Source organism: Arthrobacter sp. SO5 (assembly GCF_020532805.1).
In the GTDB taxonomy this organism is placed as follows: domain Bacteria; phylum Actinomycetota; class Actinomycetes; order Actinomycetales; family Micrococcaceae; genus Arthrobacter.
In genome coordinates this window covers 14445-29281 of sequence record NZ_MQTQ01000050.1, presented here as the reverse complement: position 1 = coordinate 29281, position 14837 = coordinate 14445, and the positions used below count along the sequence as shown (strand labels likewise).

Here is a 14837-nt window from a genome sequence, read left to right as displayed (position 1 = left end):
GCGGCGGAGATTCCGGCGGCTGGGGCGGCGGCGGAGACTTCGGCGGCGGCGGGGGCGGCGACTTCGGCGGCGGCGACTCGGGCAGCTTCTAGCCGGCCCGGGTCCCCGCCGGCAACTCGGCAACTCGGCCACAGACGGGCCACTTCAGCCGGGCCGTTTCAGACGGGCAACTTCAGACTAGGCGCCGGCGGGAATGCCCCGGACGGCGGATAGAAGCAGTACGTACATAGTTCACCGAATTCAGTGGAACCACTGAGCAGGACGAAAGGTAACACCATGAAGCAGTCCATTTTCGGCCGCATGGCGCAGCTGGCGAAGGCCAACATCAACTCCCTGCTGGACCAGGCTGAGGACCCGCAGAAAATGCTGGACCAGATGGTCAGGGACTACACTAACAACATCGCCGAGGCCGAGGCCGCAGTGGCCCAGACCATCGGCAACCTGCGCATGCTTCAGGATGATTACAACGAGGACATCAAGAACGCCAAGGACTGGGGCAACAAGGCCCTTGCCGCCTCACGCAAGGCGGACGAATACCGCGCCAAGGGCGACACGACCGACGCCGAGAAGTTCGACAATCTTGCCAAGGTGGCCCTGCAGCGCCAGATGTCAGCGGAAAACGAGGCAAAGTCCGCCGAGCCGAGCATCTCCTCCCAGTCCGAGGTCGTGGACAAACTCAAGCACGGCCTGGACCAGATGAAGGGCAAGCTCAACGAGTTGACCAGCAAGCGCAACGAACTGGTTGCCCGGTCCAAGACGGCAGCGGCGCAGAGCCAGGTCCACGATGCCCTCAAGAGCATCGACTTCATGGATCCCACCTCGGAGGTGGGCCGCTTCGAAGAGAAGATCCGCCGCGAAGAGGCGAAGGTCCGCGGCCAGCAGGAACTCGCCGCTTCCAGCCTGGACGCGCAGTTCAACTCGCTCGAGGACCTCGGCGAGCAGACCGAGATCGAGGCGCGGCTGGCCGCGTTGAAGTCCGGCGGCGCTCCGGCCGCCATCAGCGCCGGCGAGGGACGAAAGGCCGGCTCCACCGTCGACGAAGCCGACTTCGACAAGCTCTAGGCACTCCCCCGGCGGCTTCCGCCGTCCCCGGAGCCGGACCCCCGAGGCCGGGCCCCTGACCACCGCCATCACCACGGGCCGGCCGTCAGGGGCCCGGCCTCCGCCGTGACGCGCCGTGGTGGCGGTCACGCGTGTACCGTGGATTCATGTCTTTGGGATCCCTGTCTTCGACCATTGTCTGGCTTCGCGATGACCTGCGGCTGGACGACAATCCTGCACTGGCCGAAGCAGCGGCGCTGGGACGGCCGCTTACGGTGGTCTACATTCTCGACGAGGCCTCACCCGGCGTCCGCCCTCTCGGCGGGGCGGCCAAGTGGTGGCTGCACCATTCCCTGACGGCGCTTGCCGCTGATCTGGCCGCAGCGGGGTCGCGCCTGTTGCTGCGCCGAGGCCCGGCCGACGCCATCATCCGCGAGCTTGCCGCGGAAACTGGCGCCTCGACGCTGCTCTGGAACCGCCGTTACGGCGGCCCCGAACGGGCGGTGGACGCCGGAGTCAAGAGCTGGGCCGCGGACCAGGGCCTCAGTGCCGAAAGTTTCCAGGCCAGCCTCATGTTCGAACCCTGGACTGTCCGCACCGGCGCAGGCGGCCCGTACAAGGTGTTCACCCCCTTCTGGAGGGCCTGCCTGGACGCATCCGAGCCCCGGCTGCCGCTAGAGGCACCGCGCACGCTCCCGGCCCCTGCCCGGGCCGCAGGGGACCACCTGCCCGCGGGCGATGACCTTGCCAGCTGGGGACTGCTCCCCCGCCGGCCGGACTGGAGCGCGGGACTCGCCACCACCTGGACCCCAGGGGAAGCGGGGGCACACCGCCGGCTTGACGACTTCATCGAGGGCCCGGCCGAGGAGTACGGGACCGGCCGGAACATTCCCGGCACCGAGGGCACCAGCCGGCTCTCCCCGCATCTGCGCTTTGGTGAAATCAGCCCGTTCCGGATCTGGCACGCCCTCCGGGGACGCTTCCCTCAAGGCGGACCCGCCGACGTCGGGATCTTCCGTGCCGAACTCGGCTGGCGCGAATTCTGCTGGCAACTGCTCTACGAGAACCCCCGGCTGGCCACCCGGAACTTCCGGCCCGAGTTCGACCTCTTCGCCTGGCAGGCGCCGTCGGAAGCCGAGCTGGCCGCGTGGCAGCAGGGGCGGACGGGGTATCCGCTGGTTGACGCCGGCATGCGCCAGCTTTGGCAGACCGGCTGGATGCACAACCGGGTCCGGATGGCGGCGGCGTCCTTCCTGGTCAAGAACCTGCTGGCCGACTGGCGGCTTGGCGAGGCCTGGTTCTGGGACACGCTGGTCGACGCCGATGCCGCAAGCAACCCGGCCAACTGGCAGTGGGTTGCCGGCTCGGGCGCCGATGCTTCGCCGTACTTCCGCATTTTCAATCCGGTCACCCAGAGCAAGAAGTTCGACGCCGAGGCGCGCTACCTGCGCGAATACCTCCCCGAATTGTCAGGACTGGACCAGAAAATGATCCACGAACCCTGGCGGGCCGACGGCGGGGCACCGGACTATCCGGCGCCGATCGTGGGGCTGCCGGAATCACGGGCGAGGGCGCTGGACACCTACCAGCGGCTCAAAGAGGGGTGAGGGGCCCCCGGGAGGGGCCCCTGGGGAGGGAACACGGGGCCGGACGACAAAAAGGCCCGGATCACAAGATCCGGGCCTTTTCTTCTCTTCAGTTGCGGGGACAGGATTTGAACCTGTGACCTCTGGGTTATGAGCCCAGCGAGCTACCGAACTGCTCCACCCCGCGTCGCAAGATCAACCCTACCCTACATTTGGACCCGTCCCGTCCACCGCCGCCGGCGGCCTACCGAGGCATCCCCCGCCGGGCCCTGTTGTGCACCCCGGACGGCAGCCGAGGGTGCCGGACCCAAGCCGACAGGGGGTTAAAGCAGAAGGTCCGGAACACTGTTTCCAGTGTTCCGGACCTTCTCTTCAGTTGCGGGGACAGGATTTGAACCTGTGACCTCTGGGTTATGAGCCCAGCGAGCTACCGAACTGCTCCACCCCGCGTCGCAAGATCAACTCTACCTGCCGGTGAACTTCAGGCCAAATCGCGGTGGCGTGATGTGCATCTCCCGGGCTGGCGGCCTTCCGCAGTCACTCCGCCCGCGGGTGCGGGAAAGGCCGGGTTCCCGCCCTCACGGGGCGGGAACCCGGCCTTCAGCAGTGCCCTTGGCTGCGCGATGTCAGTAGACGGCGGTCAACGGCCCGCGCGGTAACGGCCCATGCGTTAACTGCTTGGCGTCGGCGCCGGCGTGGCCGGCGGGGAGGCGGTGCCGCTCGGCGCCGGGGTGGCAGGCGGGGACGCCACCGGTGCCACCGCGAGCTTGCTGTCGGCGTCGAGCGCCTTCTGCAGGGCCGCAGCGAGGCGCTTCTGCTGGTCCCCGTAGGCTGTGAAGTCGCCCTTCGCGAGGGCTTCCTGGCCCGCCTTGATGGCTGCGTTCGCTTCCTCCAGGGCAGCTTTCAGTTCCGCTCTCGCATCAGCGGATCCGGTGGCCGGCGGCGTCGAACCGTCCGGGGCCGGAGTGGCCGGCGTCTGGCCGTTGTTGGCCGAGTCGCCCGCTGTCGCTCCGGACGCGCCGCCGAACAACTGGTTCAGCGCCTCGTCGAGGGTCGGCGCGAAGCCGATTTTGTCACCGAACGCCACGAGGACCCGCTGCAGCGTGGGATACGAGGTTTCACCCGTGGACCGGAGGTAGACGGGCTGGACGTAGGCCATTCCGCCACCCACCGGCAGCGTGAGCAGGTTGCCGTTGAGTACCGCCGACGCACCCTGGCGCAGCAGGTTCAGCGCCTGCGACACCGTGGGGTCCGAGTTGAACTTGTTCTGCGCCTGGCCTGGCCCGGGCACCTGGGTCTCCGGCGGAATCTGCAGGAGCCGGAGCTGGCCGTAACTCTCCGCCTTCACGCCCTTCTGGTTTCCGGCATCCGAGTCCGCGGCCAGGTAGCCGTAGAGCACGTTCCGGGCGTTGCCGTTGACTACCTGCGGGATGAAGGACGAGGTCAGCTGGAACGCCGGCTTCTCCTGGTCGGGCATCTTCAGGGACATGTAGTACGGGGGCTGCTTGACTTCATCCTTGACCGTGGGGTCGTTGGGCACGCTCCACGCGTCGTTGTTGGTGTAGAAGTTGTCCACCTGGGTGACGTGGTATCGGCCGAGGAGTTCACGCTGGACCTTGAACAGGTCCTCCGGGTAGCGCACGTGGCTCATGAGCGCGCCGGACATCTCCGAGAAGGGCTTCAGCGACGTCGGGAAGATGTTCTGCCAGGCCTTCAGCACCGGGTCCTGGTCATCCCATGCGTAAAGCGTCACGGAGCCGTCATAGGCGTCGACCGTGGCTTTGACCGAGTTGCGGATGTAGTTGACCGAGTTGTTCGGCAGAGCCGCCGTCCGGCCCGCTGTCGTCTGCGAGTCCGCGGTGGCCGAGGAGAGCTGTTCCTGCTGCGAATACGGATAATACTGGCTGGTGGTGTACCCGTCCACAATCCACTTCACCCTGCCGTCGACGACCGCCGGGTACGCGTTGCCGTCCACGGTGAGGTACGGGGCGACTTTCTCGACGCGGTCCCGGGGGTTGCGGTCGTAGAGGACCTGGGAGTTGGCGTTGACTCCGTCGGAGAGCAAAAGATCCGAGGACTGGAACTTGATCGAGTACAGGACCTTGTTGAAGAAGCTGCCGACATTGGGACCGCCGTTGCCGGTGAACGTGTACTGCGTTTCGCCGTCGCCTTCCTTGGCCGCGGGCCGGTCCTGCTCACGGTGCGGGGCGCCTTCGGGAGCGCCCACGATGGAGTACTCCGGTGAGTTCTCGCCGAAGTAGATCCGCGGCTGGTACGTCGAATCGTTGCCGAGCGCACCGGTGGAGGGGATGCCGGACTGCAGGAACTCGGGCTTGCCGTCGACCGTGAACTTATTGCCCTTCGCAGCGACGATGCCGTAGCCGTGCGTGTACACGACATGGCGGTTGAGCCAGGACTGCTGGTTGGCGCTCAACCCGTTCGGATTGAGCTCCCGGACGGCGATGACGGTGTCCTGGATCTTCCCGTCGATTTCGTAGCGGTCCACATTCAGGGCGCTGGGGAACTGGTAGTACGGCCGGTACTGCTCCAGTTGCGAGAACGCGTCCGAGATGAGGTTGGGGTCCAGCAGGCGGATGTTCGCGGTGGTCTGCGCGTCCGGCGCGAGGGCCCCCGTGGTGGCGTTCGTCGTGGCGTTGTAGCGCTTCTCCTGGATCTGGTCCAGGCCGTAGGCGGCGCGCGTTAACTTGATGTTCCGCTCGATGAAGGGCTTCTCGAGCGTCTGCTCCGAGGGCCGGACCTGGAACTGCTGGATGACCCAGGGGTAGACCCCGCCGGCGAGAATCGCGGTGATAACCAGCATGGCGGTGCCTATCACCGGCAGCCGCCACTTGCCGATGACGGCAGCGACGATGAAGAGTACGGCGACGAGGCCGGCGGCCACGGCCAGGATGGCCTTGGTGGGGATCACGGCGTTAACGTCCGTATACAGCGCACCGGCCCAGCGTCCGCCGCTGTTCTGGAGCGCAGCGTAGCGGTCCAGCCAGAAGTTGACTCCGAGGAGCACCAGGAAGGCCCCGCCCGTGACGGCCAGGTGGATCTGGGCGGCCCGGCTGGTGAAGATGCCGCGTTCCATGATCCGGATGCTTCCGTACAGGTAGTGCGTCAGGATGCCCGCGATACCGGCGACAATCGTCACGCTGATCAGGAATCCGATGACGAAACCGAGGAAAGGCAGCGTCATCAGGTAGAAGCTGATGTCCAGCCCGAACTGCGGATCGGTCTGGCCGAACGGCTCCTGGTGCAGGAAGAGGAGCACTTTTTGCCACTGGCTCGCTGCGGCGCTCCCGGCGAACAGGCCGAACAGAACGGGCAGGCCGATCATGACAAAGCGGCGGACCGGTTCAAGCTGGACCTGGTAACGGTTCAGGTTGTCGCGGATGTCCGAATCCGGCGCATACACTGGCCGCGCGTGGTAGGCGATCCGGATGGCGAAGAAAACTGCCGCGAACATGAGGACGAAACCGACCGTGAAGATGGCAATCCGTGAGAGGTTCTCGGTCAGGAAGACTTCGAAGAAGCCCAGCTGCTGGTACCAGAGGACGTCCGTCCAGACATTGGCGAAGAAAATGAAGCCGACCACGATCACGGCCACAACAATCAACGTCGGCGTCAGTGCGCCTCGTCGTCGCTGCGGTCTTCCGGGCGGGACAGTGCTGGGGGGACGGGACAAACTCGGTACCTCATAGCTGGTCGTCAGTTACTGGTTTTAAGTCATCTGGTGTTACTCGAAGAGCGGTGCAGCGATGTGACATGCGGTGTTGCTGCATTGTACCGGTGTCCGGAGCCTCCCGGTCAGGGGCGGCAGCGGCCGTCATTAGTGCCACGAGTGGCGGCTGGGCTTAGTTCCGCGGCCAGTCTAGTTGCTGGTGCAGGCGGGAAGCCCGGAAGTGTCGGCACCTGATGCCGCCGCCTCGACGGCCTTCCGCGCCTCGTCCAGGGTCCCCACCTTGACCACCTGCAGACCGTCCGGGATGTGCCCGAGGACCTCGTCGCAGTTCGCGTCCGGAGCAAGGAAGATGGTGGCCCCGCCCGAGCGCGCACCGCGCATCTTCTGGGCGATTCCGCCGATCGGTCCCACGGCGCCGTCGGGGGTGATGGTTCCTGTTCCGGCAATGTGCTTGCCGCCGGTCAGATCGCCCGGCGTAACCGTGTCGATAATCCCGAGCGCGAACATCATCCCTGCGCTGGGGCCGCCCACCTTGTCGAGGGCGATCTTGACGTCGAAGGGGAATGTGAACTTGTACTGCAGCATCACCCCGAGGATGAAGCGGCCGGCGCTGGTCCGGCTCGGGGTGATGGTTGCCTCCACTCTGCTGCCGCCGCGGTCGACGACGACTGCCACCGGGGCGCCGTTGCCTGCAGCCAGTTCCGCCTGCACGACGCCGAGATCGGTGATCGGCCTGCCGTTGATGGACACCAGCACGTCGTTGCCCTGGAGTTTCCCGCTCGACGCGGAGCCGTCCGGCACGCCGGCGACCAGCATCTTCTGCTCGAACGGGATGTCCAGTTCCCGCAGGGCAGAGGCAACGGCGTTCTCCTGGGAGGTGGTCATCGCGACCGCGCTCTCCTGCTGGGACTGCTCCTTCGTCACCCCGGTGGGATAGATGAGTTCCTCCGGGAAAACGGATTTGGAGCGGTCAAGCCAGGCCGTGAAGGCTTCGACGACCGTGACCGGACCGTTGGGGCCGCCGTCGACGTAGACGGTGGTGAGGTCAAGGTTGCCCTTAGCCGGGAAGCTCTCGCGTCCGGACACAGTGATGACGGGTTTGCCGTTGTCATTGCCGAGGGTGTTGAAGGTCGGGCCGGGCGACTCGATGACGTACGGAACAGGCAGGCTCACCGCGGTGATGCCCAGCCCGAGGGCGAGCAGTCCCGAAACGAGCATGGCCGAGGACCGCCCGTTCCCTTGTTTGCGGGCACGGGATCCGCCGGGGCGGGGGGAAAGGCCGCGGCCTGGCGCCGGCTCGCTGGCGGGCTGCTCGCCCTGCGTGATCGTCAATGGAGGACCTCTCGTATTCCAGTTTCCAAGACTACGCGCTCGCCCGCCGGGAGGGCTCTTTGCCTACAGCGAACGTTGCACCGTTTCGGCAGACAGCCCTGCCGGCTGCGGGTACCGTGAAGATCAGAAGCAGCCACACCGACGATCGGCGGGATCATGACCTCCAACCCACTCAATCCGTCCAATGGCGACGAGGAACCCAAAGATCCGCTCGCCGAGATGCTGAAGAACCTGATGGGCGGCCAGGGCATGGGAGATATCGACCCCGCGGAGCTCGCCAAAGCCGCGGGCCTGCCGGATGATCCGAATCTGCTCGCGCAGATGTTCTCCCAGGTCCAGGCCATGATGAGCGCACCCTCCGAGGGGCCGGTCAACTGGCAGTTGGCGCACGAAAACGCCCGGCGGGTGGCCGCGAGCGGGTCTGACCCGTCGGTTACCGCCCAGCAGTCCCGGGAGGTCGACGAAGCGCTGCGGCTCGCCGAGCTCTGGCTGGACGGGGTCACCGGACTGCCGGCTACCGGGCTGATCGGCCGGGCCTGGTCCCGCGCCGAGTGGGTCGAGGAAACCCTTGGCACGTGGAAGCGGCTGACCGAGCCCGTGGCCAACAGCATCGCGAATGCGCTTTCCTCGGCCATGACCGAGCAGATGCCCGAGGAAATGAAGTCCATGATGGGCGGCGCCTCCTCGATGCTGCAGAACATGGGCGGGGCGATCTTCGGCATGCAGCTGGGCCAGGCGATCGGCGCCCTCTCGGCCGAAGTTGTCAGCTCCACTGACATCGGGGTCCCGCTGGCCGACCTCGAAATGGCGCTCCTGCCGTCCAACGTGGCGAAGTTCGGCGAAGGCCTGAGCCTGCCCGAGAACGACATCCGGCTGTTCCTGGCCGTTCGCGAAGCGGCGCACGCACGCCTCTTCGTCCAGGTCCCGTGGTTGCGCGGCCACCTGCTGGGCGCCATTGAGGCCTACGCCCGCGGCATCCACATCGATACGTCCAAGATCGAGGAACTCGCCCGTGACCTGGAACCGGGCAATCCCGAGGGCATCCAGGCGGCCCTGTCCCAGGGCGTCTTCATGCCCCAGCGCACCCCCGCCCAGGACCAGGCGCTGGAGAAACTCGAGACGGCGCTCGCCCTGGTGGAGGGCTGGGTTGATGAACTGACCTGGGCCGCCACCCAGAAGCTGCTGCCGTCGGCCGCGGCCCTGCGGGAGACCGTCCGGCGCCGCCGCGCCACCGGAGGCCCGGCCGAGCACGCGTTCTCCTCCCTCGTGGGGCTTGAGCTGAGGCCGCGCCGGCTGCGGGAGGCAGCCGCCTTGTGGGCCCTGCTCAAGGAGGAACGCGGCATTGACGGCCGCGACGCCATCTGGCACCATCCGGATCTGTTGCCGACGGCGGAGGACCTGGATGATCCGCAGGGCTTCAGCGGCCGCCGGAAGCTCGCGGAGGCCAGCGACACCGAGGTGGACAACGCCTTGCAGAAACTCCTCAGCGGCGGCTTCGATGAACCGGGAGACGGGCCCGCGGCCGACGGGCCTGACGAAACCGGGCCGTCCGAGGAGGCCGGGCCTGACGAAACCGGGCCTGACGAAACACCGGAGGAGGGCGAAAGCCCCAAAGCCTAGCCCCCGAGACGAAAAGCCCCGGCCGGAACCCTGGTTCCTGCCGGGGCTTTCCGGTGCGATGTCAGTCCGCGTCCCCGTCCGGGTCACCTGACGCGCCCGGCGGCAGGCCGCGTGAGGTCGCGAAGGACACTCCCTCCAGGAAGGCCTTGGCCCGGCCAGTATCCGGATAGGCCTCCAGCAGGCGCCAGAATGCAGCGTTGTGGCCTGCCACCAGCAGGTGCGCCAGCTCGTGGAGCAGCACGTAGTCGATCACCCACTGCGGCATCGGCTGCAGCTTGGCCGAGAGCCGGATGGTCCCGTCCGACGGCGTCGCGGACCCCCAGCGCGAGTTCTGGTTGCTGACCCACCGCACCGAGGAGGGTACGGCGCGGCCGGCAAAGTACTTCGCGGACAGCTCGGAAGCGTGCGCGGCCAGTGCGGCATCGCTGCGCGGCCTGCGCTTGCCCGCCCCGCGGGTGCCCCGCTCCCCCTGAAGCCGGAGCTTTTCGAGCATCCGGTGCACCCATTCCCGCTCCTGGGCACGGCTGAAGGAGGCCGGAATGGCGACCACGGCGGTGCCGTCCTCCCAGAACGCGGCAACGGTCCGGCGCCGCCGCGCAGAGCGCCGGACTTCCACCGGGGCGCCGTCGGCGGTGGTCAGCGCGGCCGGGTCCGGCGCGGGGAGGGTGCCCGGGCGGGCGCTCGCGGCGCCGGCCATCAAAGGCTGGTACTTTCGACCAGCACAGCAAGCACGGCTTCGCCGTACCTTTCCAGTTTGGACGGACCCACGCCCGCGAGCTTCGCGAGCTGTTCCAGGGATTCGGGTCTGGACTCGGCGATGGCGGTCAGCGTCGCGTCCGTGAAAACGACGAAGGCCGGAACGTCGGCCTCGAGCGCGACTTCCTTCCGCCATTGGCGCAGCGCGTCGAACGTCTGCTCCTCATACGTGGGAGGGCACTGGTTGCAACGCCCCACCTTGCGTTCGGCGCCGGAGGAGAGCATGGTCCCGCAGACGCGGCACGTCGCCGGCACGGCGGCCTTCCGGCGCGGCGCGGCACCCTTGCCGCGGACGGAGGAGCTGGCGACCGAGTCAGGGCGCAGCCCGTCCAGAAAGCGCGAGGGCTTGCGGTTTGCGCGGCCGCCCGGCGTCCTGGCGGTGGACCAGGACAGGAACAGGTGCTCTTTGGCGCGGGTGATCCCCACATACAGCAGGCGCCGTTCCTCGTCCACGGATTCGGGGCTGTCGGCGAAGGAGATCGGCATGAGCCCTTCGCTGAGCCCCACGAGGAAAACGGCGTCCCATTCAAGGCCCTTGGCGGAGTGCAGCGAGGCAAGGGTCACGCCCTGGACGGTCGGGGCGTGCTGGGCCAGGGACCGTTCCTGGAGTTCGTTGACGAAGTCGGAAAGGCTGAAGTGCTCCCCCCGGCTGACGACGAGTTCGTCGGCGAGGGCCACCAGGGCCGCGAGCGATTCCCAGCGCTCCCGGAGGGCACCTCCGCTGTGCGGTGCGGCGTCCGTGTAGCCCAGCGAAGCCACGATGTCGCGGACCAGCTGGCCGAGGGGCTCGGGGGTGGCGGTCTCGGCGACCGCGCGGGTGGCGGCCCGGAGCTGGAGGATAGCGTCGCGGACTTCCTTGCGGGCGAAGAACCGCTCGCCGCCGCGGAGCTGGTAGCCGATCCCCGCCGAGGCGAGGGCCTGTTCGTAGGCTTCGGACTGGCCGTTGGTGCGGAACAGCACGGCCACCTGGCTCGCCGGGATGCCGGCGTCGAGCAGTTCCCTGACCTTGAGGGCGACCGTGGCGGCCTCTGCCTCGTCGTCGGAGCATTCGGTGAACTGCGGCACGGGTCCGGCCGGGCGCTGGGCCACGAGCTGCAGGGGCGCGGCCCAGGCGGCGTCCGCGGCGGGGCCGCCACTGCGGCGGCCGGCCAGCAGATCGTTGGCAAGGCGGACCACCTGCGGGGTGGAGCGGTAGTCGCGGATCAGCTTGACCACGGTGGCGTCGGGGTACTGTGCCTTAAAGCCGAGCAGGTGCTTCGGGGAGGCGCCGGTGAACGAGTAGATGGTCTGGCTGGCGTCGCCGACCACGCACAGCTCGTCGCGGCCGCCGAGCCACAGTTCCAGCAGCCGCTGCTGCAGCGGCGAAACGTCCTGGTACTCGTCGACGACGAAGTGCCGGTACTGTTCGCGGACGGTCGCGGCGACCTTGGGATCCTCCTGCAGGATGCCGACGGTGATCAGCAGCACGTCCTCGAAGTCGATCACGTTGCGGTCCGTCTTGACGTCCTCGTAGGACTGGAACACGCGGGCGACGGCGGTCAGGTCAAAGCCGCCCGGGTTCCCGCGGCCCTGGGCCTTTTCCAGGTAGTTGGCGGGTGTCAGCATGGAGACCTTGGCCCACTCGATCTCGGACGCCAGGTCCCGGATGGAGGCGCGGTCCGTGCTGAGCCGCAGCCTTCGGGCTGCCTCGGCGATCATCTGGGCCTTGTGGTCCAGCAGGTTGGGCAGGGCGCCGCCGATCGCCTGGGGCCAGAAGAACTGGAGCTGCCGCAGTGCCGCGGCGTGGAAGGTCCGGGCCTGGACGTTTCCGACGCCGAGGTCCCGCAGCCTGCTGCGCATTTCGGCCGCAGCCCGCGAGGTGAAGGTGACGGCGAGGAGCCGCTGCGGGTTGTACACGCCCGAGTGGACACCGTAGGCGATGCGGTGGGTGATGGCGCGGGTCTTGCCCGTTCCGGCGCCGGCGAGCACGCACATGGGTCCCTGCAGCGTGCTGGCGACCTCTCGCTGTTCAGCGTCGAGGCCGCCCAGGATGCGCTCCTCCAGGGAGCGGTTATCCGGTTCCGGGCGATCGGCACCCTGCCCCTGGCCGGACTGGGCGTCGGACGGGGCGTCGGACGGGCTGTGGGTCACGGCGCCGGCGGTGAAGTTCTCGCGGATCACTGTTCTGGGGTCACTTGCTGCTCTGTGGTCACTTGCTGCTCAGGGGTCACTTGCTGCTCAGTCGATCGATGGGGTCCGGATGAGGGCGTGCCGGGGCTCGGCCAGGGCACGGGGAGTGTTCACGGGCGTCATGTGGTCTCCGGGAGGTCCCTGATGACGCCGCCGTACCAGTGCTCGATGAGGGCCCGGGCAATCGAGAGCCGGCTGGAGATCACGATCTCCCCGCTGAGCACCGCAGCCTGCAGTTCGCTCCGGCTGAACCAGCGCGCCCGGGTGACCTCGACGCCGTCGGGCCTGGCCTCGGTATCCGACGTGGTCGCGGTGAAGCCGAGCATGAGCGACGCCGGGAAAGGCCAAGGCTGGGATCCAAGGTACTGGCTCGCCGTGACCCGCACGCCGACCTCTTCGCCGATCTCCCGGACGACGGCCTGCTCAAGGGACTCTCCGGGTTCGACGAAGCCGGCCAGGGTTGAGTAGTTTTTGGCGTCGAGCGGCCCCCCGCCGCCGAGCAGGAGGCGGTCATCGGCCCCCACGACGGTGACGATGATCGCAGGATCGGTGCGCGGGTAGTGCTCGGAGCCGTCCGCCGGGCAGCGCCGGACCCAGCCGCCGGCTTCGGGCCGGGTAGGGGTGCCGCAGCGCGGGCAGTGCGTGTGGGTGGCATGCCAGTTGGCGATGGCGCTGGCTTCGATGAACAGGGCGGTGTCCGTGGGGTTCAGCCGTGCGGCGACGTCGCGGAAGCCGGCCCACTGCGCGCCCCCGGGAATCCCCGCGATGTGAGCCTCGAATTCCTCGGCCTGGACCTCGAACTGCTGGGGCAGCACGAAGAGGACCAGCGGGGTGCCGGCCTCGAGGTCCGCTCCGGGCAGGGCCGAGCCCAGGTAGATCAGCTGCTCCGGAGCGAAGGCGGTGTCCTGCAGGCGCTCCGCCAGTTCGGCCGCGTCCAGGAGCACGAGCTTGTTGCCGACGACGAGCGCCTGCCGGCCGGAGAGCAGCATGGCCCGCGCCGTGCCGGAGCGGAGGAGCCCCTCGAGCATCCCGGGCTTCGCCCGGGCCGCGGAACCGCGGTCGATCAGGGCCGGGCGTACCGGTAGGACAGTGTTGGCCAGCCCGTTCGCTGGCTGGCCCGGCCGGGAGGAGAGCATCGTGTTCACCTGTGGTGGGTTTGTTGACGCCGGTGACTCCGCAAGACTCATATACCCACCGTACTGACTCCCGCTGACAATTGACATTTTCCACGGGTGTTTGCGGGCGCCGTCACGGTACGTTGTGAGCGCCGGCACGGGGTGCCGGCCCGGGGTGCCGGCCCGTCGTCAAAGGGAACCATTTATTCCCGATCTTTCAGACTCGCCGTGGTGCATCGCCGTTGTGGGCGCCGCTCAATCTACCGTGGAAGAGTGAGAAGACAACCAATCGAACTGGCAGCTGTGGCAACCGCGGCAGTCCCCGGACTGACCCCGACCGCTGTTAGCTCTGCGCCCGATGATCCGGCGGACTTCGATTCGGCTCTTCTTCTGGACTCCGAGGGAAAACGCTGGCGTGTCCGTTCGCCCCGCCACGCCGAAGCCAGCGCCCGCCTGGAGACGGAGTTCCTGGTGCTGCGGGCCTTCGTTCCCGGCATCCGCGCCGAACTGCCCTTCCTGATGCCCACCGTGGCCGGGACCGTCCGTCAGGGCCCGCTGAGCACCTTCGTTTACTCCCATCTGTCCGGCTCCACCAAGACAGTGGAGGAACTGGGCGCCGGGACTGCCGCGCTGGCCCGCGAAATCGGTGCAGCCCTGGCCGCCATCCACGATCTGCCCCACTCACTTGTCAGCAACGCCGACCTGCCGAGTTACACGCCCAACGAGTTCCGCCAACGCCGCCTCAACGAACTGGACCAGGCCGCCACCACCGGCAAGATCCCGCCGCTGCTGCTGCGCCGCTGGGAACACGCACTTGAAGACGTGTCGCTGTGGCGCTTCAACCCGTGCGTCGTGCATGGCGATCTCCACGAAGACAACCTGCTGGTCGACGGCGACCGGGTGACCGCCGTCACCGGCTGGACTGACCTGCGGATCGGCGACCCGGCCGATGACATGGCGTGGCTGGTCGCCTCGAACGACCAGGACTTCGTGGACGCCGTGCTGGCGCAGTACACGTCTTCCCGGCGCGACGTGCCGGACGCCCACCTGCTGCGGCGTGCAGCGCTCTCGGCCGAATTCGCCCTCGCGCAGTACCTGGTCAAGGGCGTGGCCGCCGGAAACCAGGAAATGATCCACGAGGCCGAGTCCATGCTGTCCGTGCTGGCCGAGGACGTCGCCGAACACGGCGGGCAGCCAATCAGCGTTGAACCGCTCCCCCAGCCGGCCCCTGCCGATACTGCTGCCCCGGATTCGGTGTCCGGTCCGGCCGGAGTGCCTGCCAGCAGTGCGATGCCCTCCGTCCAGGTGACGCCGATCCCGCCCGACGCCGGCACCCCCGACGGCGCGGGCAGCAGCGGCAGGTCCGCTGCTGACAGCAGCGCCAAGGGATCTGCCGTTTCCGTGTCCGCCATTCCGTCGGACGAGGCGGCCGAACATGGGACGGACGAGACTGCCGATGGGGCTGCCAAGACCAGCGCCGAGGATACGTCGACCACCGCCCTCACGGTGGTCCAGGCGAAGCCGCACTAG

Annotated in this window: 9 protein-coding genes and 2 tRNA genes; 4 read left to right on the top strand and 7 right to left on the bottom strand. The window is 67.9% G+C overall.

What is annotated here, in order from left to right:
* The first annotated feature begins 276 nt into the window (after positions 1-276).
* Both BJG92_RS08730 and BJG92_RS08725 read left to right on the top strand, forming a co-directional pair.
* Positions 277-1062 (top strand): PspA/IM30 family protein, encoded by a 786-nt coding sequence (locus BJG92_RS08730; RefSeq protein ID WP_232083638.1) that lies wholly within the window; start codon positions 277-279, stop codon positions 1060-1062.
* A gap of 146 nt (positions 1063-1208) precedes the next feature.
* Positions 1209-2648, top strand: a complete 1440-nt coding sequence (locus BJG92_RS08725; protein ID WP_232083637.1) for a deoxyribodipyrimidine photo-lyase — start codon at positions 1209-1211, stop codon at positions 2646-2648.
* A 92-nt stretch (positions 2649-2740) separates the two neighbouring features.
* Here BJG92_RS08725 and BJG92_RS08720 read toward each other — a convergent pair.
* The 4 genes from BJG92_RS08720 to BJG92_RS08705 all read right to left on the bottom strand — a co-directional run bounded on the left by BJG92_RS08720 (position 2741) and on the right by BJG92_RS08705 (position 7647).
* Positions 2741-2814: transfer RNA gene (locus BJG92_RS08720), tRNA-Met, on the bottom strand.
* A 189-nt stretch (positions 2815-3003) separates the two neighbouring features.
* Positions 3004-3077: transfer RNA gene (locus tag BJG92_RS08715), tRNA-Met, on the bottom strand.
* 220 nt (positions 3078-3297) lie between these two features.
* The gene (locus tag BJG92_RS08710) at positions 3298-6318 is read right to left on the bottom strand and encodes a UPF0182 family protein (protein WP_232083636.1); all 3021 of its coding nucleotides are present in this window, start codon (positions 6316-6318) and stop codon (positions 3298-3300) included.
* A 186-nt stretch (positions 6319-6504) separates the two neighbouring features.
* On the bottom strand, positions 6505-7647 hold the full coding sequence (locus BJG92_RS08705) for a PDZ domain-containing protein (protein ID WP_232083635.1): 1143 nt from the start codon (positions 7645-7647) through the stop codon (positions 6505-6507).
* Positions 7648-7803: 156 nt separating this feature from the next.
* On the opposite strand from BJG92_RS08705, the gene BJG92_RS08700 reads away from it, so the two are divergent.
* On the top strand, positions 7804-9267 hold the full coding sequence (locus BJG92_RS08700; protein ID WP_232083634.1) for a zinc-dependent metalloprotease: 1464 nt from the start codon (positions 7804-7806) through the stop codon (positions 9265-9267).
* Between the two features lie 61 nt (positions 9268-9328).
* Here BJG92_RS08700 and BJG92_RS08695 read toward each other — a convergent pair whose 3' ends face one another.
* The 3 genes from BJG92_RS08695 to nudC form a co-directional block, all read right to left on the bottom strand.
* A complete protein-coding gene (locus tag BJG92_RS08695; protein ID WP_232083633.1) occupies positions 9329-9964 on the bottom strand; it encodes a YgjP-like metallopeptidase domain-containing protein in 636 nt (211 codons plus the stop codon).
* The gene (locus BJG92_RS08690; RefSeq protein WP_232083640.1) at positions 9964-12066 is read right to left on the bottom strand and encodes an ATP-dependent DNA helicase UvrD2; all 2103 of its coding nucleotides are present in this window, start codon (positions 12064-12066) and stop codon (positions 9964-9966) included. Before BJG92_RS08690 ends, BJG92_RS08695 begins: the two co-directional genes overlap by 1 nt.
* Positions 12067-12311: 245 nt before the next feature.
* Positions 12312-13328, bottom strand: coding sequence for an NAD(+) diphosphatase (gene nudC / locus BJG92_RS08685; RefSeq protein ID WP_232083639.1), 1017 nt, complete (start codon positions 13326-13328; stop codon positions 12312-12314).
* 252 nt (positions 13329-13580) lie between these two features.
* On the opposite strand from nudC, the gene BJG92_RS08680 reads away from it, so the two are divergent.
* Positions 13581-14837 carry a macrolide 2'-phosphotransferase gene (locus tag BJG92_RS08680; RefSeq protein WP_232083632.1) on the top strand — a complete coding sequence of 419 codons (1257 nt, stop codon included), beginning with the start codon at positions 13581-13583 and terminating at the stop codon, positions 14835-14837.

Bases quoted from the DNA above. Each gene is read 5' to 3' on its own strand.
- BJG92_RS08730 (WP_232083638.1), top strand. From the start codon at position 277: ATGAAGCAGTCCATTTTCGGCCGCATGGCGCAGCTGGCGAAGGCCAAC.
- BJG92_RS08725 (WP_232083637.1), top strand. From the start codon at position 1,209: ATGTCTTTGGGATCCCTGTCTTCGACCATTGTCTGGCTTCGCGATGAC.
- BJG92_RS08700 (WP_232083634.1), top strand. From the start codon at position 7,804: ATGACCTCCAACCCACTCAATCCGTCCAATGGCGACGAGGAACCCAAA.
- BJG92_RS08695 (WP_232083633.1), bottom strand. From the start codon at position 9,964: ATGGCCGGCGCCGCGAGCGCCCGCCCGGGCACCCTCCCCGCGCCGGAC.
- nudC (WP_232083639.1), bottom strand. From the start codon at position 13,328: ATGCTCTCCTCCCGGCCGGGCCAGCCAGCGAACGGGCTGGCCAACACT.